General features: G+C 73.0%; 21 protein-coding genes, 1 tRNA gene and 1 pseudogene. 7 read left to right on the top strand and 16 right to left on the bottom strand.

The genetic code is table 11. The annotated features are described in order from the left end of the window. Position 1 precedes the first annotated feature (1 nt). Positions 2 to 1612, bottom strand: a complete 1611-nt coding sequence (locus tag ASD33_RS14375; RefSeq protein WP_056558725.1) for a dynamin family protein — start codon at positions 1610 to 1612, stop codon at positions 2 to 4. 302 nt (positions 1613 to 1914) lie between these two features. Here ASD33_RS14375 and ASD33_RS14370 point away from each other — a divergent pair. Beyond that, positions 1915 to 1987, top strand: a tRNA-Arg gene (locus ASD33_RS14370). A 130-nt stretch (positions 1988 to 2117) separates the two neighbouring features. Here the strand turns inward: ASD33_RS14370 and ASD33_RS14365 are convergent. Both ASD33_RS14365 and ASD33_RS14360 read right to left on the bottom strand, forming a co-directional pair. Continuing rightward, positions 2118 to 2669 (bottom strand): EF-hand domain-containing protein, encoded by a 552-nt coding sequence (locus ASD33_RS14365; protein ID WP_056558722.1) that lies wholly within the window; start codon positions 2667 to 2669, stop codon positions 2118 to 2120. 70 nt (positions 2670 to 2739) lie between these two features. Beyond that, positions 2740 to 5037, bottom strand: coding sequence for a molybdopterin-dependent oxidoreductase (locus tag ASD33_RS14360; RefSeq protein ID WP_199863524.1), 2298 nt, complete (start codon positions 5035 to 5037; stop codon positions 2740 to 2742). A gap of 390 nt (positions 5038 to 5427) precedes the next feature. On the opposite strand from ASD33_RS14360, the gene ASD33_RS14355 reads away from it, so the two are divergent. Continuing rightward, entirely contained in the window at positions 5428 to 6432 is a 1005-nt protein-coding gene (locus tag ASD33_RS14355; protein WP_056558717.1) for a sporulation protein, read from the top strand. Positions 6433 to 6639: 207 nt separating this feature from the next. Here ASD33_RS14355 and ASD33_RS14350 read toward each other — a convergent pair whose 3' ends face one another. Then, on the bottom strand, positions 6640 to 7005 hold the full coding sequence (locus tag ASD33_RS14350) for a hypothetical protein (RefSeq protein WP_056558714.1): 366 nt from the start codon (positions 7003 to 7005) through the stop codon (positions 6640 to 6642). Positions 7006 to 7174: 169 nt separating this feature from the next. Here ASD33_RS14350 and ASD33_RS34970 point away from each other — a divergent pair. Next, positions 7175 to 7274, top strand: a pseudogene (locus ASD33_RS34970) (TerD family protein); the annotation flags it as partial. 45 nt (positions 7275 to 7319) lie between these two features. After that, entirely contained in the window at positions 7320 to 7580 is a 261-nt protein-coding gene (locus tag ASD33_RS34145; RefSeq protein WP_056558712.1) for a twin-arginine translocase TatA/TatE family subunit, read from the top strand. Positions 7581 to 7666: 86 nt separating this feature from the next. Here ASD33_RS34145 and ASD33_RS14340 read toward each other — a convergent pair whose 3' ends face one another. The 6 genes from ASD33_RS14340 to ASD33_RS14315 all read right to left on the bottom strand — a co-directional run bounded on the left by ASD33_RS14340 (position 7667) and on the right by ASD33_RS14315 (position 13662). Next, positions 7667 to 8212: a flavoprotein gene (locus tag ASD33_RS14340; protein WP_056558709.1), complete on the bottom strand. Its 546-nt coding sequence runs from the start codon at positions 8210 to 8212 to the stop codon at positions 7667 to 7669. Between the two features lie 245 nt (positions 8213 to 8457). Then, positions 8458 to 8871 (bottom strand): peptidoglycan-binding protein, encoded by a 414-nt coding sequence (locus ASD33_RS14335; protein ID WP_056558706.1) that lies wholly within the window; start codon positions 8869 to 8871, stop codon positions 8458 to 8460. Positions 8872 to 8924: 53 nt separating this feature from the next. Next, positions 8925 to 9317, bottom strand: coding sequence for a peptidoglycan-binding domain-containing protein (locus ASD33_RS14330; RefSeq protein ID WP_056558703.1), 393 nt, complete (start codon positions 9315 to 9317; stop codon positions 8925 to 8927). Positions 9318 to 9549: 232 nt separating this feature from the next. Then, a complete protein-coding gene (locus tag ASD33_RS14325) occupies positions 9550 to 10887 on the bottom strand; it encodes an esterase-like activity of phytase family protein (protein ID WP_056558700.1) in 1338 nt (445 codons plus the stop codon). A gap of 178 nt (positions 10888 to 11065) precedes the next feature. After that, positions 11066 to 11962, bottom strand: coding sequence for a hypothetical protein (locus ASD33_RS14320; RefSeq protein WP_056558697.1), 897 nt, complete (start codon positions 11960 to 11962; stop codon positions 11066 to 11068). Between the two features lie 116 nt (positions 11963 to 12078). Then, on the bottom strand, positions 12079 to 13662 hold the full coding sequence (locus tag ASD33_RS14315) for a DUF2079 domain-containing protein (RefSeq protein WP_242426981.1): 1584 nt from the start codon (positions 13660 to 13662) through the stop codon (positions 12079 to 12081). Positions 13663 to 13914: 252 nt separating this feature from the next. Here ASD33_RS14315 and ASD33_RS14310 point away from each other — a divergent pair, with 252 nt between their 5' ends. Further along, on the top strand, positions 13915 to 15087 hold the full coding sequence (locus ASD33_RS14310) for a winged helix DNA-binding domain-containing protein (RefSeq protein WP_056558695.1): 1173 nt from the start codon (positions 13915 to 13917) through the stop codon (positions 15085 to 15087). 242 nt (positions 15088 to 15329) lie between these two features. After that, positions 15330 to 16247 carry a factor-independent urate hydroxylase gene (pucL, locus tag ASD33_RS14305; protein ID WP_056558690.1) on the top strand — a complete coding sequence of 306 codons (918 nt, stop codon included), beginning with the start codon at positions 15330 to 15332 and terminating at the stop codon, positions 16245 to 16247. Between the two features lie 7 nt (positions 16248 to 16254). Here pucL and crcB read toward each other — a convergent pair whose 3' ends face one another. After that, complete coding sequence (gene crcB, locus ASD33_RS14300; RefSeq protein WP_056558686.1) at positions 16255 to 16608, bottom strand: fluoride efflux transporter CrcB; 354 nt, start codon at positions 16606 to 16608, stop codon at positions 16255 to 16257. After that, complete coding sequence (locus ASD33_RS14295; RefSeq protein WP_056558684.1) at positions 16605 to 17102, bottom strand: CrcB family protein; 498 nt, start codon at positions 17100 to 17102, stop codon at positions 16605 to 16607. The genes crcB and ASD33_RS14295 overlap by 4 nt, the downstream gene beginning before the upstream one ends. A gap of 363 nt (positions 17103 to 17465) precedes the next feature. On the opposite strand from ASD33_RS14295, the gene ASD33_RS14290 reads away from it, so the two are divergent. Then, complete coding sequence (locus ASD33_RS14290) at positions 17466 to 18728, top strand: transposase (RefSeq protein WP_056558681.1); 1263 nt, start codon at positions 17466 to 17468, stop codon at positions 18726 to 18728. Here ASD33_RS14290 and ASD33_RS14285 read toward each other — a convergent pair. The 4 genes from ASD33_RS14285 to ASD33_RS14270 all read right to left on the bottom strand — a co-directional run bounded on the left by ASD33_RS14285 (position 18701) and on the right by ASD33_RS14270 (position 24520). Further along, entirely contained in the window at positions 18701 to 20833 is a 2133-nt protein-coding gene (locus tag ASD33_RS14285; protein WP_056558678.1) for a helix-turn-helix domain-containing protein, read from the bottom strand. The two genes, ASD33_RS14290 and ASD33_RS14285, sit on opposite strands and share 28 nt — an antisense overlap. Positions 20834 to 21002: 169 nt before the next feature. Further along, complete coding sequence (locus ASD33_RS14280; RefSeq protein ID WP_056558674.1) at positions 21003 to 21887, bottom strand: AfsR/SARP family transcriptional regulator; 885 nt, start codon at positions 21885 to 21887, stop codon at positions 21003 to 21005. A 387-nt stretch (positions 21888 to 22274) separates the two neighbouring features. Next, entirely contained in the window at positions 22275 to 22742 is a 468-nt protein-coding gene (locus ASD33_RS14275; RefSeq protein ID WP_056558671.1) for an anthrone oxygenase family protein, read from the bottom strand. A gap of 146 nt (positions 22743 to 22888) precedes the next feature. After that, on the bottom strand, positions 22889 to 24520 hold the full coding sequence (locus ASD33_RS14270; RefSeq protein WP_056558669.1) for a von Willebrand factor type A domain-containing protein: 1632 nt from the start codon (positions 24518 to 24520) through the stop codon (positions 22889 to 22891). Positions 24521 to 24618 lie beyond the last annotated feature (98 nt).

Below are 24618 nucleotides of genomic sequence, written 5' to 3'. Positions count from 1 at the left end.
GTCACTTCTCCTTCTGGAGTACGGAGAGCGCGGCGATCAGCTCCGCCTGCGGCTCGGGGGTCACGTCGAGCGCGTCGAGGGGCGCGAGGCGCCGGTCGCGTTCGGCGTGCAGGACACGGTCGACGTACGAGAGGACCAGTTCGCCGCCCTTGTCGCGCAGCCGCAGGGCGGCCTGGGCGCCGAGGAGTTCGGCGAGGCGTTCGCCGGCGGCCCGGGTGCGCCGGCCGCCGAGGAGGGAGGCGGCGAGGAGGGCGGCGACAGTGTCGGCCTCGGGGACGGCGGTACGGGAGGAGGACGGCCGCTCCAGGCCGCGTACCTCTTCCTCGGCGAGCTCTTCGAGGACGCGGCGCCAGCGGCGCACCTCGACGCCGATCCGCTCGCCGGTGTCGCGGTCGGCGCCGGTCCGCAGCGGCCCGAGGGCTTCGGCGGCGGGTTCGCGCCGCCAGGCGTCGCGGACGCGTTCCTCGGCGGCGGAGACGGCGCAGTGGAGGAGGGCGGCGAGGGACTCGGCGAGGGCGTCGAGGAGTTCGTCGGCGGTGCTGTCGCGGGGGTAGCCGCGCCAGCGGGTCCGGGCGTCGCCGGCGAGGACGGCGCCGCGGCCCAGCTCCTTGCGCACGCGGGTGCCCTGGGCGGTGTAGGCGGCTTCGACGGCGCCGCCGAGGCGTCCGGCGGCGGCGTACTGGGCGGCGACGGCGCCGGCCAGCTCGGGGAGCCGGGCGTCGAGCGAGTCGATGACGCCGGAGGCGGTGCGGTCGGCGGCCTGCTGGCGGGCGGCGGGGTCCTCGGCGCGGTGGGCGAGCCAGCCGCGGAGGGCGGCGACGGCGCTGTCGGGCAGGAGGCCGCTGCCGCCGTCGGCGGACTCGGGGAGCTCGGGGATGGTGAAGCGGGGCACGTCGCCGAGGCCGGCCTTGTCGAGGAGGGCCTCGTACTGGCGGGAGACCTCGCCGATGACCTGGTGCGGGACGCGGTCGAGGACGGTGACGAGGGTGGCGTCGTACTCCTTGGCGGTACGGAGGAGGTGCCAGGGCACGGCGTCGGCGTAGCGCGAGGCGGTGGTGACCATCACCCAGATGTCGGCGGCGCAGATCAACTCGGCGGCGAGGAGACGGTTCTCCACGACGAGGGAGTCGATGTCGGGGGCGTCGAGGAGGGCGAGGCCGCGGGGCATGGAGGAGGCGGTCTCGACGCGGAGGGCGTTCTCCTCGGGGGGCGTTTCGTCGGCGGGGTGGTCCTCGTCGGCCTGCGGCAGCCAGACGCGGGTGAGCTGCGGGAGGACGCGCATGCCGGCGAACCAGTGGTGGTCCTCGGGGTGGCAGACGAGCACGGGGGTGCGGGTCGTGGGCCTGAGGACGCCGGACTCGCTGACGCGCCGCCCGACAAGGGAGTTGACGAGGGTGGACTTGCCGGCGCCGGTGGATCCGCCGACGACGGCGAGGAGCGGCGCGTCGGGATCTTTGAGCCGGGGAACGAGGTAGTCGTCGAGCTGGGCGAGCAGCTCGGTCCGGGTCTGCCGGGCGCGCGGCGTGTCCGGAAGGGGGAGGGGGAGACGCACGGCGGCGACACGGTCGCGCAGGGCGGAGAGTGCGTCGATCAGCTGAGGCCGTTCGTCCAAGGTCACCACATGCGAAGAATGCCCAATTTATGAGTGTTTTTGAAGCCTATTGCGGCCCTGCGCGCCGAAGAGAGGGGTGAAGGCCGGAACCTCAGGCATAACGAGTGCACAACACCCGCCCCGAGTGGCGTGAAAAGCGCTGCGCGAATCGCACCTGCCTGCGATTATCGTTCCGCTTCACCGAACCTCCACATCGTGCCACGCAGGTGAAGCAACCGGGCCAAGGCGATCGGAGCCCTATCCTTGTCCCGGCAGGCCACACCCCACCCACAAGGGGCTCCTGGCCACACAATCACCACCCGGCCCCCGTAGCTCAGTGGATAGAGCAGGTGCCTTCTAAGCACTTGGCCGCAGGTTCGAGTCCTGCCGGGGGCGCACGGCGAGACCCCTCCTTCGGGAGGGGTCATTTTGCTGGTCAGGGGTTTGACGAACCCGCCCGGCCGGGGTCGAGCCGGGCGGGGTGTGTTCCGTCTTGAGGGGCCCTGGCGTCCCGCCCCTCAGGCCGTCAGGCCGTCAGCCTGCCGAACAGGTGGTTCGCCGGGGCTGCCGGGTCGTCTCCGTAGAAGAATTCCGTCAGCGCCCGGTGGAACTCCGTGCGGTCCAGTGCGCCCGAGCCGTCCAGGTCCAGGGCCTCGAAGACGTCGGCGCAGTCCTCGCCCGGAACGGCGGCCACCGCGTCGAACATCAGCTGGAACTCCGCCCGGTCGATCTTGCCGTCGCCGTTGAGGTCGACCAGGTCGAAGAAGCATTCGGTCACCGGCTCGACCTGCTGCGGGTACAGGGCCGGGTCGGTCAGGACGCGCCTGAATCCTTCCGTCATCTCCCGCAGATCGACCTTCCCGTCACCGTCCTGGTCCATCGGCGCGATCGCGTTCCTCCAGAACTCGTCCATCCCCTCGGTGAGCAGGCGGGCGGGTCCCGAGTCCGGTGCGGCGCCGCGGGCGGCGATGTAGCGCTCGCTCATCATGCGGACGTCCCGCTGGGTGATGAACCCGTCGCCGTCGACGTCGGCGCCCCTGAACCACTGGGCGTACTTGAGGTTTCGCAGTGCAGTCACGGTTGCGCACCGTATTCATTCCCTCACCCGTGCGCAAACAGGGTGAACAGAAGCATTTCCGGCGCTCGCGTCATTGTTCGAGCTTGGGTGGCGCGAAAGCGAAGAGAGCCGGAAGAGGGTCGCCGTAGACCTCGACGTCGACCAGTGCACTGAGCGCGCTCGGTCCCTGGGACAGGCGCGAGCACGGTCGATCCGCCGTGAGGACGTTCGGATTGCCGTGGCGGTCCAGCGTTCCGCTCAGCCCCGGCCGTTCCGGATCCCACCACGCCCCGGTGGAGAGCTGCACGACGCCCGGCATGACGTCGTCCGACAGGATCGCGCCCGCGAGGCAGCTGCCCCGGTCGTTGAAGACGCGGACGACCATGCCGTTCTCGATCCCGCGTGACGCGGCGTCCAGCGGGTGGAGCGTCACGGGCTCACGGCCGCGGATCTTCGAGGCGAGGCTGTGGCTGCCGTTGTCGTACTGGCTGTGCAGACGGGAAGCGGGCTGATTCGAGATCAGGTGCAGCGGGAAGCGGTCCACCAGATCGCCGTGGAGCCACTCGACCGGTTCGAACCAGGTCGGATGCCCGGCGCAGTCGTCGTAGCCGTACGCGTCGATCTCCTCGGAGAAGATCTCGATCCGGCCCGACGGCGTCGACAGGGGGAACCCCCGCGGATCCGAACGGAGCGCCTCGAAGCTGCCGGGGAACGGTCCCTTCAGCGCCGGCAGCTCGGCGGCGGAGCTCCGCCAGAAGTCGTCGAAGCCCGGCAGGGCGGCGGTGCCACCGAGTGCGGCCCTCGTCTGCTCGTAGAGGTGCCGGACCCATGCGATCTCCGAGCGCGACTCCGTGAACTCCCCCTCGTATCCGAGCCGGGAGGCCAGGGCGGCGAAGATCCGGTGGTCGGTGCGCGACTCACCCGCCGGCTCGCGGACCTTCGGCATGGCGACGAGGTGGGGGTCCGAGAATCCGGCGGCGAAGTCGTCGCGCTCCAGGCTGGTGGCGACGGGAAGGACGATGTCCGCGAACTTGGCCGTGGTGTTCCACCACGCTTCGTGCACCACCACCGTGTCGGGGGTCTGCCAGGCCCGGGTCAGCCGGTGGAGATCCTGGTGGTGGTGGAACGGGTTCCCTCCGCACCAGTAGACGAGGCGGAGTTCGGGCAGCGTGAGGCGCCGGCCGTCGTAGTCGATGGTCCTGCCCGGATGCAGCAGGGTGTCGGCGATCCTCGCGACGGGGATGAAGTCCGGGACGGGGTTGGCGACCTCGGGGACCGCCGCCACGGAGGGGCGGCCCCTGGTGACACCGGTCGCGTCCATCGTCGCGTATCCCGCGCCCCAGCCGCAGCCGGGCCGCCCCATCGAGCCCGCCATGGCGGCCAGCACGACGGACATCCAGATCGGCTGTTCGCCGTGGTCCGCCCGCTGCACCGCGTAGTTGACCATGATGAGGGAGCGCTGCGTGGTGAGGCGGCGGGCGAGGTCGGTGAGCGCCTCGCCACTGATGCCCGTGATCCTCGCCGCCCAGGCGGCGTCCTTGGGGACGCCGTCGAGCTCGCCGAGCACGTAGGCGGCGAAGCGGTCGAAGCCGACGCAGCACCGGCTGAGGAAGTCCTCGTCGTGCCACCCGTTGACCAGCATCGTGTGCGCGATGCCGAGCATCGCGGCGGTGTCGGTGTTGGGGACGACGGGCAGCCACTCGGCGTCGAGGAAGCCGGCCGTATCACTGCGGAGGGGGCTGACGTTCACGAACCGCACCCCGGCCTCACGGCACCGGCGCTGCAGGTCCCGCGTCCGGTGCCTGGCCAGTCCGCCGGGGTTGATCTGGCTGTTCTTGAGGGCCAGCCCTCCGAACGCCACCACCAGCTCGCAGTTCTCGGCGATCTCGTCCCACATCGGCATCCGGGACTGGTAGCTCCACGGATGCCCGCCGATCACATGCGGGAGGATGACCTCCAGAGCCGCGGTGCTGTACGTGTTGCGGGAGTCGGTGTAGCCGCCGCCCAGCGCCAGGAACCGGTGGAGTTGGCCCTGCGCGTTGTGGAAACCGCCCGCACTCGCCCAGCCGTAGGAGCCGCCGAACACCGCGCTGTCTCCGTGCCGCGAACGGACGCGCCGCAGTTCCTCGCTCACCAGCGTGAGCGCGTCGTCCCAGCTCACCTCCACGAAGGCGTCCGCGCCCCTGGCCGTGTCGCCGACGCGCGGCAGGCCGTTCAGCCACCCCTTGCGCACCGCGGGGCGCAGCACGCGGGCGCTGTCCTCGGCGGCCCTCACCATCCCGGGGCCGATGGGTGAGGGCGCCGGGTCGTCGCCCCTCGGCTCGATCCGCACCAGCCGGCCGGAGTCGACCACCGCGGTGAAACTGCCCCAGTGCGTCGCGACCGGCATGCGTCGTTCCACCGTGCACCAACTCCATCCCTGAAGCTCCGCCGCTCTCCGGCGGCAGTCGGACGACAACGGTCGATGGAAGGTCGGCCGGCCGGTCGACGGTCCGCGGGGCAGAGACTTCCCCCATGACCTCCCGCCCAATCTCGTCGACGAGGCCGGGGGGCGGGCGAGGGAGCGACGGACGGGATTCCGTCGGGGCGTCCCACCCCCCCTATTCTTCTACAGTGATGTAGAGACACGAGGTGGGGCGGCCCGGGAGGGCTTCCTCTCCTCGAACGGCCCGGACGCGTCCGGGACTTCCCGTGCGTCCGGTACGTCACAGCACGCCGCGCCGGTACGCCGGCGGCGGCCCCGGAAGCAACACGTACGCAAGAAGGAGTGAACGCCACGATGGTGTTCAAGCGGCTGCTCGGATCCCTCGGCGTCGGCGCCCCCTCGGTGGACACGGTCCTCGACCCCGGCCCGGTGACGCCGGGCGGCGGACTGACCGGCCAGGTCCATCTGAAGGGCGGCGACGCCGACTTCACGATCGAGCACATCACCCTCGAACTCGTGGCCCGCGTCGAGGCCGAGCACGAGGACGGGGAGTCCGAGGGGGCGGTCGTCTTCGCTCGTTTCACCGTCGGCGGCGACTTCCGCCTCGCCGAGGGCGAGCAGCGCAGCGTCCCGTTCAGCGTGAACCTGCCCTGGGAGACCCCGATCACCGAGCTGTACGGGCAGGGCCTCGGCATCACCCTGGGCGTACGGACCGAACTCGGCGTCTCCGGCGCCCGGGACAAGGGCGACCTCGACCCCCTCGCGGTGCGGCCCCTGCCGGTCCAGGAAGCGGTCCTCGAAGCCCTCGGGCAGCTCGGATTCGGCTTCCGGTCCGCCGATCTCGAACTCGGGCACATCCGGGGGACGGGGCAGCAACTGCCCTTCTACCAGGAGATCGAGGTCACGCCCTCACCCCAGTACGCGTCCCGGGTGAACGAGATCGAGGTGACGTTCCTGGCCGGCCCGGCCGGCATGGAGGTCGTCCTGGAGGCCGACAAGCGCGGCGGGTTCTTCTCCGAGGGGCAGGACACCGTCACCCGCTTCACCGTCAGCCACCACGGCGTGGACCGGATCGACTGGAACGCGGACGTCGAGTCCTGGATGCGGCAGTTGGTGGACCACCGCGCTTCGTACGGGTCCCATGACTCCTACGGTTCCCACGACTCCCATGACGCCCACGGGTCCCACAGCCACAGCCACGACCACGGCCACTCCGGCCCCGGCATGGGTACCGCCGTCGCGGCCGGTGCCGCCGGGCTCGCCGTGGGCGGCATGGTCGCCGCCGAAGTCGTCGACGAGGTGGGCGACTTCTTCGAAGGGGACGAGGAAGAAGAGGACGAGGGCGGCGACGAGGAGTGACCGTGCGCTCGGCCCCGACGACGTCTCCACCGGCGTAGACGGGGAACGCGCGGGAGGTCCGGGGCCGGCTCAGCCGGTCCGGGCCGAGTCATCCGGTCCGGACCGCCCCCCGTCCGGACCTCCTCCGGCGCGTGGCACGCGCGGCCGAGCCCGTACGTCCGCACATGCGCCGATACGGGCCCGGCCCCCGACCCGCCCCGGAATCCCTCAGGCCAGATCCGTCAGGTCCTCCGCGTACACCTGCGACAGCGGCTGCGGACCCACGTACTGCTGGCAGTTGCACTGCCCCGCCTCGTACCGCAGCGGCTTCTTCGTCTCGTCCCAGGCCGTCGGGACCTCGACGCGCTCGTGGCAGCGGCCCTGCTTGTCGTGCTTCGCGAGATGGTGGGTGCAGCCGCAGACCGGCTCCGGCATCCTGTGCGCGGCCTCGAGCGCCAGGCGCTCCTGCTTCGCCGCCTCCAGGACTTCCATCTTCCGCTCGTGCCGGTGGCGCAGTGCGGTGCGCACGTTGTCGGCCGCCCAGGCGAAGCCGCCCGTCCAGAACAGGATGAGAACCCACCAGAACCAGTCCATCGTTCCCCCAGTTTTCCCCCGGTACCGGAAGGCCAGGATAGGACCGGCGGGCCGGTGGCGGAGAGGGGTACGCCGACGGCGTGCCGCCCTGCTCCGGACCGCACTTCCCGCTCCTTCTACATCCCTGTAGATTTACAGGCTCCAGGACGCCACGGCACGGAAGGACGACGACATCCCGGCACGGGGCGGAGTGGAAGTTCCGGGCCGTCGGCCAGGGTCACGCCTCCGGCCTCGCGGGCATCGCGGCCGGCTTCGGCGTCAGCGTCTGACCGCCCCGACACCGCGGGCCCCGATTCCACAGGGAGTGGAGAACAGTGTTCGGTATCAGCGAGATCGCCATCCTGCTCATCGTCGTCATCGTCCTGCTCGGCGCCAAGAAGCTCCCGGAGCTGGCCAGGAACGCGGGCAAGGCCGCGCGCATCCTCAAGAGCGAGGGCAAGGCGATGAAGGCCGAGGGCACCCCGGAGCCGCAGGTGACCTACCAGGTCACCGACACACCCGCCGCGCCTGCGGCGCCGGGAAGCGCGGGCACGGGCGCGGGCGCGGGCGCGAGGCCGGGGACCCCGGGGTCGTAGCCTCCCGGGGCGCAGGTCGCCAGGCCGGAGGTCCCGGGCCCTGAGGCCGGGACCCCTCGGCCGGTGACCCCTCGGCCGGTGACCCCTCAGCCGGTCGTCGACCGCCCCGGCGCCCGGCCGCCGAGCAGTTCGAGGGCTTCCTCCCAGTGGAAGGCCTCCGCTCCCCCGCCCGCCTTCGGCCGGTGCGGCTCGTACGACCCGACCAGCACGCCCATCTCCCGCAGCCGGTCCAGGCTCCGGGCGTACGCGGGGTGGGCGGCCATGGCGGCGTTCACGCACGGCAGGACCACCGTCGGGACGCCCATCCCGTACGCCTCGCACAGGATGCCCAGGGCCAGGGTGTCGGCGATGCCCGCTGCCCATTTGTTGATGGTGTTGAACGTGGCGGGCGCGACGGCGATGGCGTCGGCGGGTGGGAAGGGGCGGGGGTCGCCGGGGCTGCGCCACGCGGACCGGATCGGGTGGCCCGTCTGCCGGGTGATCGCCTCGGTGTCGAGGAAGCCGAGCCCCTGCGGAGTCGCGACGACACCCACGGCCCACCCCTGGGCCTGCGCGGCGGTGATCAGCTTGTGGGCGTCGCCCGCGATGCCGGCGGCGCAGACGACGACGTACAGGAACGGCTGAGAGGTCACTCGGGGACTCCCGGTCGGCGGCTGAACGGACGGACCTCGGGCAGCGTACGTCCCCGGCCGCGCGCCGCCGTGCCTCCGGCCCGGGCCCGAGGCGGTCCTCGGCTAGCCCGGTCCGGCCCCACCCCGTGCGGGGACCGGATCGGGCTCGTCCGACCCCGGCGCCCGGTTCGGCCCCTGGGCCGTCGGACGCAGGGGCCGTCGGGCGCAGGGACCGTCGAGCGCAGGGGCCGTCGGGCGCAGGGACCCTACTCGAAGTAGACGTTCGCGATCAGGGCGTGCCAGGTGTAGCGGCCCACCACGCCGTCCGCGCCGCCCTGGACCGAGACGCTGTTCTGGAAGGCCACCACCGCGTTGTACGTCTTGGGGCCGAACACGCCGTCGACGAAGCCGGGCTGGTCCTCACCGCGGACCGCGCCGACCTCCAGCAGGTCCATCTGGAGTTCCCGGACGCAGACGCCGGTCGAGCCCTTGGCCAGGACGACCGTGGGGATCTCCCAGGCCATGTAGGTCTCGGAGCCGTAGAGGTTCTTGCACTGCTGCAGTTCCTGGAACCAGGAGGCCTGCGCGGGGGCGGCCCCCAGGCCGCCGAGGAGCGTGGTCGCGGCCACGAGGACCGCTCCCGCCCAGGCGCCGCGGACGCGCGACGATGTCACCTTCATGTGGTTCGGTCCTCCGGGTGAGATGGGGAGACGGGTGGCACGATCGGGCGGGCTCAGCCCGTGAGCAGCCGCTCCCAGGTCCTCGGGCCGACGATCCCGTCCGAGATGAGGTTGTGGGTGCTCTGGAAGCGGCGGATCGCCGAGTCGGTACGGGCACCGAACTGGCCGTCCACGAAGGGGCCGCCGCTCTGCTCCCAGTCCGTCAGACCGAAGCGCGCGACGAGTTCCTGGAGCCCCGCGACACACTGCCCTGAGTCGCCCAGCGAGTAGTTCCCCGCCGGGATGACGTAGCCGCCGGGGGACAGCCGGGTGCCGTACGCGTCCTTGCAGATCTTGTAGTTCGAGTCGTCCGCGTGGGCGGCCGGCGCGGAGACCAGCAGGGCGCCGGCCGCGGCCGCGGCCAGGACGGCCGCCGCGAGGCCCTTCGCAGGGCGGAGCTTGCGCATGTCGGGAACCTTTCGAACGTTGCACCGATGAGAGCGACGCAAGCCTGCACCCGACGCGCCCGCCGCCCACGGCGTCCCGTCCGTCCCGGGACTGGGGCGGAAGACGATCCCCCAGGTCACGACAGGGACGAAGGACCACGTCCCAGGGACGCGCCCACCCGGCCCGGGACACACCACGAGCGGGGCGGGACACATCGCGGACCGGCGGGCACGTCTCGGCCCCCTCGTTCCGTCAGCGCAGCGGGCGGCCCAGGCGGACGCGGACCAGGGTCGTCTCCACGTCGCTGTCCACCAGGCGGCCGTTCGCGTCGAAGGCCGCCGGGCCGTCCGTCATGCCGAAGTCGTTGTCGTTGAGGAGGACCAGGGTCGACGAGCCCTCGACGGCGATGCCCTCGATCTTGCCGGGGACGCCCTCGACGGTGTTCAGGTCGACCACCAGGCGCTTGGCCAGGAACGGGGCCTTCGCCGCCGTCGTGTCGTCGAGCTGCTCCAGGGTCGGGGCCCCCGCGCCGTCCCACGGCGAGCCGAGGATGTCGGCGTCGCGGCGGAGGCGTACCTCGTAGACGCGGGCGGACTTGTCGGTGCGCTCCTGGACCAGGAGGCGGTCGCCGCCGAGCGCGACGACGGAGGAGATCTTCAGCTCGGAGGTCTTCGTCTGGCCGGGCTCGACCTCGCCGACCGTGTCGAAGCGGTACGCGTACTCGGCCGTGACCCGGTTCTCGCGCGGCGAGAAGCGCACCAGGCGGGTGTTGCGGGACTCCTCGCCGGTGGCCTTGTCGGGGTTGAGCAGGGGGCTCTGGAGCGCCATCACCAGATCACCGCCGGGGAGCAGCGCGAGGCCCTCGAAGCCGCGGTTGACCTTGCGCTTGAGGAAGACCGAGGGCAGCGACTCGATCACCGGGTAGTCGGCGCCGGTCAGGTTCAGGCCCTTGGGCACGTGGCGGGCGAGCACCCGGCCCTTCGCGGAGACGTGCACGAGCGAGGGCCCGTACTCGTCCACCAGCCAGAAGCTGCCGTCCCGGTCGCGGACCAGGCCCTCGGTGTCGAGGCCGTTGGCGTTGTACCCGAGCGGGGTCGAGGCGTCGTAGCTGTACGGGGCCTCGTCGCGGCCCGGCTGGTTCGGCAGGCCGGTGACGGGCGCGCCGGACGCGGTGGTGAGCGGGATGGACTTCAGGACCTGGATCCGGCCGCCGACCGCGCGGATCTTCACGATCGCCGGGTCGAAGCCGGGGACCGGGAAGGTGCGCCGCTTGTCCTTGCCCACCGCTATCTGGCCGTTGGGGCCGCGGTCGGTGACCGTCCAGTACTCCCCGCGCCGCCCGGCCGGGTACAGGTCGCTGCCGATGCCGCCCAGGTCGACGTCCCGGTCGTCGTCGACGGTGCCGGGGAGCAGACGGTTGCTGAAGGCGGCCAGCGGGATGTCGGGCAGGGTGGAGGTGGAGACGACGCGGGCGGCGGAACCGTGCCGCGCCGGCTCCGCCTCGGCCGTCCCCATGACCGCCGTGATCGCGAGCGCGGCGGTGAGGGGCAGTACCACGACGGCAGGCCGGCGCAGGAGGCGCGGATTCATCTGAACTCCCTTTGAACAGGTGGATGTCGCCCGTGGAGGCGGCCTCATGGTCTATTTCCGGCCACAACGAAGGGCGTCGTCCGTACGACGACAAGGAGAGTCCTGGGTGAACGCGCGGCTCCGGCCGGCGGTCGAGGGCGCGCGGACCCGCGTCCGTCGGCGCGCCCCGCGAAACGGCCTAGTACCGGTCGAGGATCAGCTGCGTCTTCAGGATGTCCCCGTGGAAGAGCCAGCCGTTGGCCTCGGCGAGTGCGATGGCGTCGCCGTGCAGGTCGGCCGCGTCGGCGTAGGAGTCCGTCTTGAAGGACAGCTCGACGACGTACTCCGTCCCCGTGCCGCTCGCGCCGACGACCGGCAGCACCTCGATGCTCGCGTCGTCCGAGGCGCCCCACGCCCCGCCGTACACCTTCGCGGTCACCGGACCGTGCGCGCGGGACGCCTTGAGGGTGTTCGTGCCCCAGGCGGTGGCGCGCCAGTCGGCCAGCTTGCCGGGGATGTCGTTGACGAGCCAGGTCCGGCCGGTGGTGCTCGTGGGCAGCGTCGTGCCCGAGTAGCCGCTCGCGCTGTGGCTCTTGTCGTTGCTGAAGCTCAGCGTCTGCTTCGCGTAGCCCCAGTCGACCTCGGCGTCGTAGTTGGTGTCGCCGCTGTCGAAGCCGGCCGCGTTGGCCGTGCTGAGCGCCGCGTCGATGTCACCGTTGGTGACGGGGAAGCGCTTCTTGTACGTCTCCTCGAAGGAGGACCCGTCCTTGTGGCGGAGGCGGACGCTCCAGCCCTCGGCGTCGAGTGCCCGCGCGTCGGTGTCGTAGTAGCTGTACGAGCGGGTCTTGGCCGAACCGGTGATGCCGAAGGCCGACTTCACCGCCGCGCTCGGGTTGTGGGAGCCGTCCAGGGCCGCCGCGGTGAGGTTGATCTTCACCTCGTACGTCGGGACGGCGTTGCCCGCCGCGTACGCCGGCGCGGCCGGGGCGAGGAGCGCGACGGCCGCGGCGAGGGCGACGGCCGGACCGGCGAACGCCGTTCCGGCGGTGGTCGCGCGGCGTGCGGGCGTGGAGGTGGGGGCGGAGGTGGAGGTCATGCGGACGATGGTCGTGAGGGCGGGTGAGATCCGCGTGTCCCCCGGCGGTGGGTTCGGTGAACCGGCGGCGTCCGAAGGCCCCCGGCACGGGCACGCCCGCACCCGGACCGCGCGCCCTACCGCAGGAAGAGGCTCGCGCCCACGTCCGCCGGGACCGCCTCCCTCACCGGCGTGCTGTCCGGTCCCGGGACCCGCATCCCGGGGATCGGGACCCGCCGGGTGCGCTGGAGCAGCACCGATCCGTCGCGCTGCCACACCTGGGTGTACCCGTGGTCCAGGAGCACGGCCACACGCCGCTGTTGCTCTTCGAGCGAGGTGAAGGGGAAGGTCCTGCCCTCGACCCGGAGGAGGACCCAGTCCGCGCCCCTCGGGGTGGCGTCGGCGATCACCACCCGGGTACGGGCGGTCAGCCGGGGCGCGACCACGTTGTCCGCCTCCACCGTCGCCCCGTCCGGGATCAGTTCCGCCGCGTCGGCGAGCGACCGCCGGTCGTCCGGGGCCCGCCACGCGCCCGGCTGCACGAAGAGGACGAGGCCGAGGGCGACGGCGGCCGCGGAGGCCAGCGCGGCTCCGGTGACCGCCCACCGCCGGAACAGCCGGGGGTGCTCGCCGTGCAGGCGCCCGAGCGTCTCCAGGGCCGCCGTCAGCAGGATCGGCCACAGGAAGGCGTCGTAGTGGTTGATCACCGGCCAGTGGTTGGGGTTGTCGGAGAGGACCCGTTCCGCGAGGAGCGGTACGGCGAGCAGGAACGTCGGGGAGCCCAGCGGCAGCAGGGCGAGCGTGCCCAGGATCCAGGCCAGCATGCCGACCTTCACGAGGGGCGTGACGGCGACCTGGAGCAGCACCCACGGGGAGCCGAGGACATGGGTCAGGGCGGCGCCCGGGTCGGCGCCGAGGCTCCCGTACGACCAGTAGTAGCCCTCGGGTCCGCCCATCGCCGGCAGGAACCAGCCGATCACGAGGGCGCACACCAGGGGCCCGCCGAGCGCGAGCGCGATGCCCGTGGCGCGGCCCCGGCCGTGGCCCGCGCGGTGGGCGCGGACCGCGAGGACGAGGCCGAAGGCGCCGACGACGAGGCCCATGTCCTCCTTCGCCGTGCACAGCAGGGCCGCCCAGCAGGCGGCGGCGCCGTAGCGGTGGGCGAGGCCGCGTTCGAGCATCAGGAGGGTGAAGGGGACGGCGAAGGCGACCTCGTGGAAGCCGTTGTACGAGGAGTTGAGGAGTGGCCACCCCAGGGCGTACACCAGCCCGGCGAGGTCCGCCGCCCGCCGTACGACGAGCGGCTCGCCGCCCGGTGCGGAGGCCTGCGGTGCGGAAGTCTGCGGCCCGGCGGCGGCGAAGCAGTGCCGGGCGATGCGCCGGACCACCGGCACGCCCGCCGCGAACAGCGCGGCCTGGGCGAGGACGAGGACCCGCGGGTCGTCCCACAGCCAGTACAGCGGCGCGAGGAGCGCGAGGGCCGGGGTGAAGTGGTCGCCGAGGAGGGAGAAGCCGGGCGGGAACTCGTGGTGCACGTTCTTGATGGGCGACCGGGGCAGCTCGAAGTGCGCGTACGCGCGGACCGCCTGGTCGAAGATGCCGAGGTCGAAACCGGTGAGCCGCATCGCGGTCCAGGACTGGAACCCGAGGGCGCAGCAGACGAGGAAGCAGAGGAGGGTGAGGAGGACACCGCGCTTGCGGGACAGGATCGCCGCACGCACCACGCCCACCGCACCCGCCGCGCCTCCGCGAGCCGTAACCGGCTCCGGGGCCGGGGAAGTTGCCGGGGCCGGGGCCGTCGCCGCGCCCCCGGCCCGCGCCTGCTCCGGCACCCCGACCGCGCCGCCCTCCGCGTACCGCACACCCCCCGCCTTCTCCCCCTCCGGCGGTCGCGGGGACGTACACGTCGATATGGCATCCATGGCCACGACCCTACGGTGTGTCGCCGTGGCCCCGGGAGGGAGAATCGGCCCATGGTGATCACCGCACGCGCCCTCAACCGGTCCACCCTCGCCCGGCAGTTGCTGCTCGAACGGATGCCGATCGACGTCGGCGAGGCCGTGCGGAAGGTCGTGGCGCTCCAGGCGCAGCAGCCCGGCTCGCCGTACGTGGCGCTGTGGAACCGGATCGCGGACTTCGCCCCCGAGCGGCTCGACGAGGCCCTGGACGCCTACGAGTTGGTGCGGTCGACCCTGATGCGGCTCACCCTGCACGTGGTGCACACCGAGGACTACCGGGCCTTCCGGGAGGGCATGGAGCCGACCCTGCGCGGCTCGCGACTGCACGATCCGCGGTTCAAGGCCGCCGGGTTCACGGCCGCCGACGCGGACGCGCTGCTGCCGGGTCTGCTGGAGTACGCGGGGCGGGCGCGCACCGGGGCCGAGATGCGGACGCACCTGGAGGCGGCCAGGGGCGGGCCGGTGGAGGCCGTGGTCTGGCGGATGATCCGGCAGTACGCGCCGCTGTGGCACGCGCCGACCGGGCCGCCGTGGTCGTTCGGGACGGCGCAGTCCTTCGTGACGGCGAGCGCGCTTCCCGTACTCGCCGACCCGGAGGCCTCGACGGCGGGGCTCGCCGTCCTCCTCCGGCGCTATCTGGAGGGCTTCGGCCCGGCGTCCGTCCCGGACATGGCGCAGTTCACGACGGCCCCGCGGGGGAAGGTGCGCGAGGCGCTGCGCCTCCTCCTCGACGGCCTCCCGGACGGGGACCCGTCGGGCGTCGAGCAGTTGGAGGGGGCCGACGGAACGGTTCTGTACGACGTGCCCGGCGCGCCGCGACCCGCCGAGGACACGCCGGCGCCGCCCCGGCTGATGGCCATGTGGGACAGCGTCCTGCTGGCGTACGCCGACCGCGCGCGGGTGATCCCGCCCGAGTACCGCAAGCACGTGATCCGCGTGAACGGCGACACCCTGCCGACCCTCCTCGTCGACGGGTACGTCGCCGGGGTCTGGCGGCCGGCCGGGGGCGGCGTCGAGGCCTCGGCCTTCCACCCACTGCCCGAGGAGGTCTGGGCGGGGCTGGCCGAGGAGGCCGGGGCGCTCGGGGACCTCCTCGCCGCCCGCGACCCCCGGGTCTACGGCCGCTACGACCACTGGTGGGACAAGGGTCTCCCGACGGTGGAGACCCGTCTGCTGCCGGGCGGCTGAGGGCCCGCCGGCCCTTCCGGCGCGCCCTCCCGGCATGCCCTCTCCCCCGCTCCCCCATTGCCAGTCGCCGGAAGGGGACATATCTTCGAGCCGAACCTACGGACCGGGATGCTCGTCAGTCCCGGGGCGGTCCGCCGTTCACGGACCGGACGGCGGGGAGCGGACCCTCGGGACGACGGGGACGCTGGACGCCGGGCGTACGGGATATCCGTATCCACGTACCCGCAGGAGCTGAGCAGCACATGAGCAAGCACGTCCTGGCGCAGAACCAGTACGGCAAGGCCGAGAACCGCATCGTCACGGTCACCCGCAGGGGCGACGGCGGCGCGTGGCACGAGATCCGCGACCTGAACGTGTCGGTGGCGCTGCGCGGTGAGTACCGCGAGATGCACCTGACCGGCGACAACGCCAACTGCCTGCCGACCGACACCACCAAGAACACGGTGTACGCCTTCGCCAAGGAGCACGGCGTGGCCTCCCCCGAGGCCTTCGGCATCCTCCTCGCCAAGCACTTCGTGGCTTCGCAGCCGGTGATCCACGAGGCGCAGATCCGGATCGAGGAGTACGCCTGGGAGCGGGTCTCCGTCCCCACCCGCAAGGAGCAGCACTCCTTCGTCCGCGGCGGCCAGGAGGTCCGCACCGCGCAGATCACCTACTCGGAGAACACCGGGCTCCAGGTCCTCTCGGGCCTCAAGGAGCTCACGGTCATGAACTCGACCAACTCCGAGTTCCACGGCTACATCAAGGACAGGTACACGACGCTCCAGGAGGCGTACGACCGCATCCTGGCCACCAAGGTGACCGCCCGCTGGGCGAACTCGGCGTCCGCCGCCGCCGACGCGGAGCACGACTGGGACCGCTCGTACGGGAAGGTGCGCCGCCACATGCTGGAGGCGTTCGCGGAGACGTACAGCTACTCGCTCCAGCAGACCCTGCACGCGATGGCCGACCGGGTCCTCGACAACGTGTCCACGGTCAACGAGGTGCGACTGAACCTGCCGAACAAGCACCACTTCCTGGTGGACCTGGAGCCCTTCGGCCTGAAGAACGACAACGAGGTGTACTTCGCGGCCGACCGGATGTACGGCCTCATCGAGGGCACGATCCACCGCGAGGGCGTCCAGCCGGTGATCGCGACCAGCGACTGGATCACCGCCTGAGGTCCGGCTAGAACAGCCCGGCCGTCCAGACTCCCAGCCATACGGCGGCGAGCCCGGCGGCCAGGCTCCCGGCCACGTTCAGCACCGCGTGCCGCTTCGCCCCGTCCTCGTACAGCTTCAGCGTCTCGTACGAGAAGGTCGAGTACGTCGTCAGGGCCCCGCACAGGCCCGTGCCGAGCAGCAGGTACGCCCGGCCCGAGACCGTCCCGGCGAGCAGCCCGAGCAGGAACGATCCGACGGCGTTCACCAGGAACGTACCCCAGGGGAAGTCGGGGCCGAACCGGGCCCGTGCCGCGCGGTCCGTGAGGTAGCGCAGGGGCGCGCCGACGGCGGCTCCGACGACGACGAACAGCCAGTTCACACCCGGCCCTCCCGTTCGCGGGCGGCGGCCCGGGCGCTGCCGGCCCGCCGCCACACCGCCCTGGTGACGGTGACTCCGGCCCGGACGCCGGCCAGTGCGGTGAGCACCGTCCCGCCCAGGTACAGCAGACCGCGTGTCGGGTCGCTGCCGCTCAGCAGCCGCTCGGTCTCCAGGGCGTACGTCGAGAAGGTGGTGAACCCGCCGCAGAACCCGGTGCCGAGGAAGGGCCGGAGGAGGGGGTGCGGCGGGGCGGACGACCACTCGGTGGGCTTCTCCATGACCAGGACCATCAGTACGCCGAGCAGCGCGCAGCCGGTGACGTTGACGGTGAAGGTCGTCCAGGGGAAGGTGCCCTCGGGGGACGGCCAGAGGAGTCCGGCGCCGTACCGGGCGGTCGCGCCGAGGGCGCCGCCGACGGACACCGCGACGACCACCGGCAGTTCCAGGCGCACTCCCCGCGGTCCCCGCAGTCCGTGCAGCCGCCGCAGTCCCATGGCCGAGAGCCTATGACAGGGGGTCGAGGCGAGGCGCACAGGCGCGGTCCCCGGCCTGGGGCATTAACCGCGGTCCGGCCCGTGCAGCCTCGCTCTGCGATGGTCCGGCCACGCCGTGCGACCGGTCAAAGCCGGGCCCGCGAGTCTGTCAGATCCCCCCGCGGGGTATTCCGGACTCCCCGGGCGGGGGCCGGTGAGGGGGCGGCGACGCCCCCTGCGACCTGCGACGACACGGCGGGAGGTGGTCCGGCCACCATCAGGCGGCCGATTCGGGTGCCGGGTACACCTCGTCGCGGGGTGCGGTCACGGGCGACGGTGGTGGAGCAGCGGGAGGGAGCTGCGCAACCTTCGGGCAGGAGTGTCGTGAGTACATCCGTCGCAACCAAGCGCAGGGCCGCCGCCGGTACCGTTCCCCCGGCCGCGCCCCTGGGTGTCGTCAGGTCCGTCGGCGCGGCCGGCTCGCGCGAGGACGTCTACGCCGAGCTGTGTGCCGCGCTGTTCTCCGGTTTCCCGCGCCGCGACCAGCGGGTGAAGGCCGAGCAGTATCTGCACGGTCTGCTCACCGCGCAGGGCCGCAAGTCGATCCGGAACATCGCCGCGCAGATAGGCGGCCCCGCCGCCGAACAGAGCCTGCACCACTTCGTGTCCAGTTCCACCTGGGACTGGCAGCCCATGCGGGCGGCGCTCGCCCGCCATCTGGAGCGGAACGGCTGCCCGCAGGCCTGGGTGGTGCGGCCGATGCCGATCCCGAAGGCCGGGGAGCACTCGGTGGGCGTGGACCGGCGTTTCGACCCGGAGCGCGGCCAGGTCTTCCACGGCCAGCAGGCGTTCGGGGTGTGGTTCGCGAGCGACGAGCTGAGCGTCCCCGTCAACTGGCGGCTGTTCCTGCCGGACCCCTGGGTGAACGACCGCACGCGGCGCGACCGCGCGGAGGTTCCCCAGGAGGCCGGCGAGGAGACGCTGGAGGAGTGCGCGGTGGCGGCGGCGCTCGACACCGCCCGCTGGTCCGACGTCACCCGCAAGCCGGTGCTGCTCGACATCCGGGGCGGCGCGGGGCGGGCGGCCCTCACCCGGCTCGCCGGGGCGGGGGTGCCGGTCGTGGCGCGGATCGGTCCGGGGTCCCGGCTGGCCATCGCGGACCGTTCGCTGCCCGGTTTCGGCGCGGGTCCGCTGTCCGCGGTGCAGATCCTGGAGTCGCTCAAGGGGCTGCGCAGGCCGGTGAGCTGGGTGGACACGGTCGCCGGTGCGCGGACCTCGCGGACCTCGCTGGCCACGGCCGTGCGGGTGGCGCTGCCCACGCCGGGCGGGGAGCGGATGCGTCCGCTGGTGCTGCTCGGTGAGTGGGACGACCCGCGGCGGGCCCCGTCCCGGGTGTGGATCAGCGATCTGACCGGGTCGCCGGTCGGTTCGCTGCTGCGGCTGACGAAGCTGGCGCGCCGGGTGGAGCGGGACTTCGTGGAGGTCGGGGAGGGGGCGGGGCTGCGGGACTTCGTGGGCCGTTCGTTCCGCGGCTGGCACCGTCACATCACGCTGGCCTCGGCGGCCCACGCGGCGACGGTGATGGCCGCCGCCGACTGGGACGCGCCGTACGGTTCGGGCTACGGCTCGGGGCGTTCGGCCGGCTGACGGCCGCGGGCCAGGACCTCCCGGGTCCGCTGGAGGCGCAGCGCGAGCTGGACCTCCAGGACCTGGCCGGGCTTCTGCCATTCGGGGCCGAGGAGTTCGCCGATGCGTTCCAGGCGCCGGGAGACGGTGTTGGGGTGGACGTGCAGGGCCTCGGCGGCGTTCGTCGGGCTGCCGCCGGAGGCGAAGTACGCCTCCAGGGTGTGGGTGAGGTCGGTGAACCGCTCGGCGTCGTAGTCGAGTACGGGTCCGATCGCCGCCTCGACGAAGCCGTCGACGTCGTTGTCGTCGGAGAGCAGCAGCCCGAGGAAGCCCAGGTCCTGTACGGAGGCGGCGGAGCCGGTGCCGCCGAGCGCGCTCATCGCGTCCAGGCAGCGGCCGGCCTCCTGGTGCATCCGCCCGACGCCGTCCGGGCTCTGGGCGGGTCCGGCTGCGGCGACGGAGACGGGGTGTCCGAGCAGCGGGGACAGTTCGGCGGCGACGGCCTGGGCGGCGGCGGAGGCGTCGATGCCCGGGAGCAGCAGCACGATGCAGCCGCCCTGCACGGTCTTCAGACCGGAGAGGCGGTACGCGTAGGAGGACGCCCAGACCACGGCCCTGCCCTGTTCGCCGCCCTCCGGGCGGGCGAGCACGAGGACGTGCGGTTTGCGCAGGTCGACGCCGAGGCGGCGGGCCCGCTGGGCGATCTGCTGCGGTGCGTGCGGCGGGTCGGCGATGAGGTCGTCGAGGAGTTCGTCGCGGACGGGTCCTTCGGCGACGGCGGTGGAGCGGCGCATCAGGAGGAGGAACGCGACGGACTGGGCGGCGAGTTCGAGCAGCCGCTCGTCCTCGCCGGTGAGTCCGCCGGCGGCCCGGACGACGAGCCCGCCGAGGTCCTCGGAGCCCGCGATGACGGGTGCGACCCAGGTGTCGTCGTCGGCGAGGACCGGGCGGCGGCGGGCGTGCGCGTCGAGCGAGGCCTTGGCGACGGCCTCCTCGTCGAGGCCGGGGAGGTCCCCGGCGCCGGCGAGGCAGCGGCCGCCCGGGTCGCGGATCATCACGGTCGCGTCGAGGGCGTCGGCGGCGGCCTTGGCCACGTTGCAGAGGTCGCCGCCCGCGAGGACGAGGTTCATGATGCGGCCGTGGGCCTCGCTGACGTGCCGCATCCGGGTGAGGCTGGTACGGACCCGGGAGCTGTCCCGTTCCAGTTCGGAGACCTCGGCGCGGGTGCGGTCGAGGAGTCCGGCCTTCTCCACGGCGAGGGCGGCGAGGTCGGCGAGCGCGGCGAGGAGTCCGATCTCCTCGGCGGTGTGGTCGCGGACGCGCCGGTCGGCGCCGTGGAGGGCGCCGATCACGGTGTCTCCGCTGCGCAGCGGTGCGGCCATGATGGCGTGCAGGTCCTCGGCGCGCAGGGCCGTCTCGGCGGCCTCGTCGAAGGCGGGGGCGTGCACGCCGGCGTCGAGGGAGCCGGAGGGCGCGAAGCGTTCGTCGGCGAGGTAGTCGGCGGTCCAGACGGGTTCGCCGTGGAGCTGGACGGCGCCGCCGAGCCCGTACCCCTCGGCGATCCTGAGTCCGGGGGCGAGCCGGGGGCCAGCGCCGCGGCCGGCCCGGGAGCCCTCGGTGGTGTGGACGTAGCAGGCGCCGTGCGGGCCGCGCAGGGTGACGTAGGCGAGGTCGAGGCCGAGGAGCCGGCGGGCGCGGCGGGTGATGACCCGCAGCAGGCTGTCGAGGTCGTACGAGGAGGTCAGGTCTCGTGCGGTGTCGGCGAGGGCGGCGAGTCCGGCCTCCCGGCGGACGGCCTGGTCGCGGACGGCCTGCTCGCGCCGTGCGGCGTGTTCGAGGGCGGCCCTCTCCAGGGCCGTCGGTTCGAGGAAGTCCTGCTCGCGGAAGACCTGTTCGAGGGCGTCCAGGCCGTCGGCTTCCGCCTGCCGCTCGCGTCCCGCGTGGGTCTCCCCGGCCAGTGCGACGGCCCGTTCGAGGCGGGCGAGCGCCTCGCCTTCGAGGCCGGAGGCGCGGGCGTCGACGAGGAGGGCGTCGAACCGGGCGGGCGGGGCCTGCCGGGCGAGCAGTTCGAGGACCGTGAGCAGCGCGTCGGCACCACCGGCTCCGTCCGCGCCGTGCAAGCTCATGGCCCCTACCCCCGTGGTCGAGCGAAATCGGGCACCTGGGAGGAAACCCGTACTGCTCGCCGAAAATAATTCGGCTTCGGGAGTCGGTCAACGGTGAGTTGCCGCACTTCATTCCCCGCCGGTAACTATGCCGTCAACTGTCCGGCGCGCGTTCTGGTTCCCGGCGCCGTCAGCCGACGGAGCCCGCCGGGACGAGCCGGGCGCGGGTGGGGCTGAACTGGGCCGGGATGCGGGGCGCGTACACCGGGCGGCCGGCGGTCTCCCGGACGGTGAGGACCGAGCGCTGGAGGCGTCTCAGCCGGGCCGAGGGCTCCATGCCGCTCTCCGCGAGGAGCGAGGAGCGCAGCCGCTCGTACGCGGCGAGGGCCTCGTCGTGGTGGCCGCAGCGCAGCAGGGCGACCATGTAGTGGGCGTGGAGCGGTTCGTTGGTGCGGTAGCGGGCGGTGAGCCCGGAGAGTTCGGGGACGAGCTCGGCGTGCCGGCCGAGGCCGAGCTGTGCTTCCACCCACTGGTCGAGCACGCTCAGCCGGGAGGTCTCCAGGCGCTCGATCTCCCTGCGGAGCCGGGGGCCGGCGGCGACGCCCGCGTAGGGCTCGCCGCGCCAGAGGGCGAGGGCCTCGCCGAGGCGGAGCGCGGCCCTCGGCAGGTCGCCCGCCTCCATGGCCCGGTAGCCGGCGCCGGCCGCGCGCTCGAACTGCCAGACGTCGTTGGCGCCGCCGCCGGTGTCGAGCCGGTAGCCGCCGGGCTGGGAGACGAGGATCGCGTCGGCGGTGCGCCGGTCCGACCAGCCGCCGGGCCGGGGTTCGGCCGGGTCGGCGCCGCGCAGCGCGCCCGCGATGAGGGTGCGCAACTCGGCTATGTGGGACTGGAGTTCGGTACGGGCTCCGCGGGGCGCGCCGGACGGCCACAGCTCCTCGGTCAGGACCGTCACGGGGACGACCTGGTCGGCGCTGGCCGTGAGCAGGGCGAGGAGCTGCCGGGGCGCGGCGGCCGTCGGGGTGATCGACACCCCGTGCTCACGCACCGACAGGCCCCCCAGGATCCGGACGTCCACCTTGCCCCCTCAGTGCCTGTGCGGTGTCTGCGCGCGGGATGACTCTCGATGATTAGAAAAGACCCCCGTAGGCATGTCAATAAGAAACCGGAGGGTATGGAAACCCGACCCTGGATATCGGGGTGATTCACCCCCTTTGTCGAGATATCAGGGCGTAGAAATTTCGTCAGTGGCGGAGAGTGGCGCATGCCGGAAGACGGTTTCCGGACTCGTAGGTACGCTTTCGCGGGCTCCTCGCGGGAGCCGGAGGGGTCCTGACCCGCGAGTTCACGCCAGAAACAGGCAGAGGGGTACGGTTCCGGACCGGACCTACGGGACGGCGGCGGCGGTCGGCGGACCGGACGCGGTCTACTGGACGGCGGCGGCGGTCGGCGGACCGGACCCGGCCTACTGGACGGCGGCGGCGGTCAGCAGGCCGAACGCGACGACGATCAGCGCCGTACGGATCCGGTGGAAGCCGTTCCAGCGCTTCTCGAAGGCGGCGCGGACGACGGCGGGGGCCTCGCCCGTCGACTCCGAGGCGGCCAGGGCCGTGTTGAGCGGCACGTTGCCGCCGATCGTGACCAGGTGGTTGAGGACCGCGGTGACGAGTCCTCCGAGGACCAGCCACTTCTGCGTGTCGGTGCGCCCGTCGACGGGCACGAAGAACGCGGCGGCGGGGAGCGCGACCACTCCGAGGAAGACGGTCATGAACACGCCCCTCGGCACGGACTCGTTGATCCGGCGCATCGCCGTGACGAACTCGGCGTCCGTCAGCCGGGCCAGCGCGGGCATGATGCCGGTCCGGAAGATCAGCATGAAACCGGCGTACAGCCCGGTGCATCCGACGGCGAGGGCGAGCAGCAGGGTGGCCATGCGGCCATTCTGGCCCGCACCCCGCCCGTCGCGTCAGTGTTTATCGACCGGTCGTGACACCCGTACCGGACGAAGGGGGCCGCACGGCACGCCCGTACGACCCCCGGAGGCCGGCCGCGCGGGATCTCCCGCGCGGGCCCCGGACCTCAGCTGTACGGGTCGCCGGACCGCAGTTCGCCCTCGCGGCCGGTGTCGCCGCCCGGCCGCTCCGTCGGCGGAAGCAGCGCGTCCGCCTGCCGTACGGCGTCCGCCAGTTCGCGGACCACCGCCGAGCCCGAGCGGGCGGCGATCGCCTCGGCCCGCCCCGAGAGCGCCGGGAGCCCCGGGGCGCCCGGCAGTGTGCCGCCCCGCAGCGCGTCCGCGAAGTAGGCGGTGACCGCGGTCAGCTGGAGGCTGTCGTGCCCGCCGCCCCAGATGTCGGCGGTGAGCGCGGCGGTGCCGACCGTGCCGGACCGCTCGTGCGGCGCTCGGGTGGCCGGGTCGAGCCAGCGTACCGTGGCGGTGGCGACCGGGCCGGTCGCCCCGGCCCTGGTCCGCACCGCGTACAGCGCGGTCACGGTGTGCCCGGCGCCGACCTCGCCGCCGTCGACCCGGTCGTCGCGGAAGTCCTCGTCGGCGACCTCCCGGTTCTCGTACCCGATCAGCCGGAACTTCTCCACGGTCCGCCGGTCGAAGGCGACCTGCGCCTTGGCGTCCCGGGCGCGCAGCTCGATCTGGGTGGGCAGCTGGTCGACGAAGACCTTGCGGGCCTGCTCGGAGTTCGCGACGTACGTGGTCTGGCCGTTGCCCCGGTCGGCGAGCCGCTCCATGAACGCGTCGCCGTACTCGCTGCCCACCCCGACGCCGAAGAGCGTGATCCCGTACGCCTTCCGCGCCTCCCCGATGCGCCGCAGGATCGTCTCCGCCTCGGTGGCACCGGTGTTGGCGAGCGCGTCGGAGAGCAGGACGACCCGGTTGGTGGCGCCCTTCCGGTGGCCGGCGACGGCGACGTCGTACCCGGTGCGGATGCCCGCCTCGACATTGGTCGAGGAGCTCGTCGCGAGCGCGTCCACGACCTCGCGGACCCGGCCCCGGGCGTCGCCCACCCGGGTCATGGGGAGCCGGGTCTCGGCCCCGTCGCTGAAGGTGACGAGCGCGATCGAGTCGTCGTCGCGGAGCTGGTCGGCGAGCAGGCCGAGGGACTCCTTGACGAGGTCGAGCCGCCCCGGCTCGTCCATCGAGCCGGACACGTCGACGACGAAGGTGAGGGCGGCGGGCGGCCGTTCGGCGCCCCGGTCCGAGCCCCGGGTGGCGAGCCCGACCCGGACCAGGGACCAGCCGTCGCGGCCGGTGCGGGCCCCGTCGAGGGTCACGCTGAAGCCGTTGTCCTCCGGGCGCGGGTAGTCGGGGCGGAAGCTGTTGACGAACTCCTCGGGGCGCACGCTCCCCGGCGCGGGCAGCCGGCCCTCGGCGAGGGCGCGGCGGGCGTAGCCGTAGGAGGCGGTGTCCACGTCGAGCGCGAAGGTGGACAGGTAGTCGGCGGCGGGCGCCGGGGACGCGTCCTCCCCCGCCCCTTCGCCCTTCGCGGCGTCGGGCCGCGCGCTTCCGCCGCCGCCTCCGTCGGGGGCGGCGGGGGCGGTCCGCCCGGTCTCCCGCTGATCGATGGTGGAGCTCCGCTCGCCGTTCGCCGCGCAGCCCCCGATCGCCAGTCCGGCCGCGAGCAGCCCCGCGACGGTGGCCGAGAACCGACCCCGTATGCCCGTTCGGTGACGGTTCGTCGCGCTGTCGGTTCGTTCCATGTCATCTCCCCCTCTTGGTACGGCACTTGTGAATGTGACGAACGAGAGGCCCGCCCGGACCGGTCGAAGGCGTTGCGGATGGATCTCGATGCGGCAAC

Origin of the sequence: Streptomyces sp. Root1304 (assembly GCF_001426405.1) — a bacterium.
Classification (GTDB): domain Bacteria; phylum Actinomycetota; class Actinomycetes; order Streptomycetales; family Streptomycetaceae; genus Streptomyces.
Note: the sequence above shows the minus strand (reverse complement) of the source record. Positions and strands in the feature narration are given on the sequence as shown.

Bases quoted from the DNA above. Each gene is read 5' to 3' on its own strand.
- ASD33_RS14335 (WP_056558706.1), bottom strand. From the start codon at position 8,871: ATGAAGGTGACATCGTCGCGCGTCCGCGGCGCCTGGGCGGGAGCGGTC.
- ASD33_RS14325 (WP_056558700.1), bottom strand. From the start codon at position 10,887: ATGAATCCGCGCCTCCTGCGCCGGCCTGCCGTCGTGGTACTGCCCCTC.
- ASD33_RS14320 (WP_056558697.1), bottom strand. From the start codon at position 11,962: ATGACCTCCACCTCCGCCCCCACCTCCACGCCCGCACGCCGCGCGACC.
- ASD33_RS14285 (WP_056558678.1), bottom strand. From the start codon at position 20,833: ATGAGCTTGCACGGCGCGGACGGAGCCGGTGGTGCCGACGCGCTGCTC.
- ASD33_RS14350 (WP_056558714.1), bottom strand. From the start codon at position 7,005: ATGGACTGGTTCTGGTGGGTTCTCATCCTGTTCTGGACGGGCGGCTTC.
- ASD33_RS14355 (WP_056558717.1), top strand. From the start codon at position 5,428: ATGGTGTTCAAGCGGCTGCTCGGATCCCTCGGCGTCGGCGCCCCCTCG.
- ASD33_RS14275 (WP_056558671.1), bottom strand. From the start codon at position 22,742: ATGGCCACCCTGCTGCTCGCCCTCGCCGTCGGATGCACCGGGCTGTAC.
- ASD33_RS14270 (WP_056558669.1), bottom strand. From the start codon at position 24,520: ATGGAACGAACCGACAGCGCGACGAACCGTCACCGAACGGGCATACGG.
- ASD33_RS14295 (WP_056558684.1), bottom strand. From the start codon at position 17,102: ATGGGACTGCGGCGGCTGCACGGACTGCGGGGACCGCGGGGAGTGCGC.
- ASD33_RS14360 (WP_199863524.1), bottom strand. From the start codon at position 5,037: ATGCCGGTCGCGACGCACTGGGGCAGTTTCACCGCGGTGGTCGACTCC.
- ASD33_RS14310 (WP_056558695.1), top strand. From the start codon at position 13,915: ATGGTGATCACCGCACGCGCCCTCAACCGGTCCACCCTCGCCCGGCAG.
- pucL (WP_056558690.1), top strand. From the start codon at position 15,330: ATGAGCAAGCACGTCCTGGCGCAGAACCAGTACGGCAAGGCCGAGAAC.
- ASD33_RS14330 (WP_056558703.1), bottom strand. From the start codon at position 9,317: ATGCGCAAGCTCCGCCCTGCGAAGGGCCTCGCGGCGGCCGTCCTGGCC.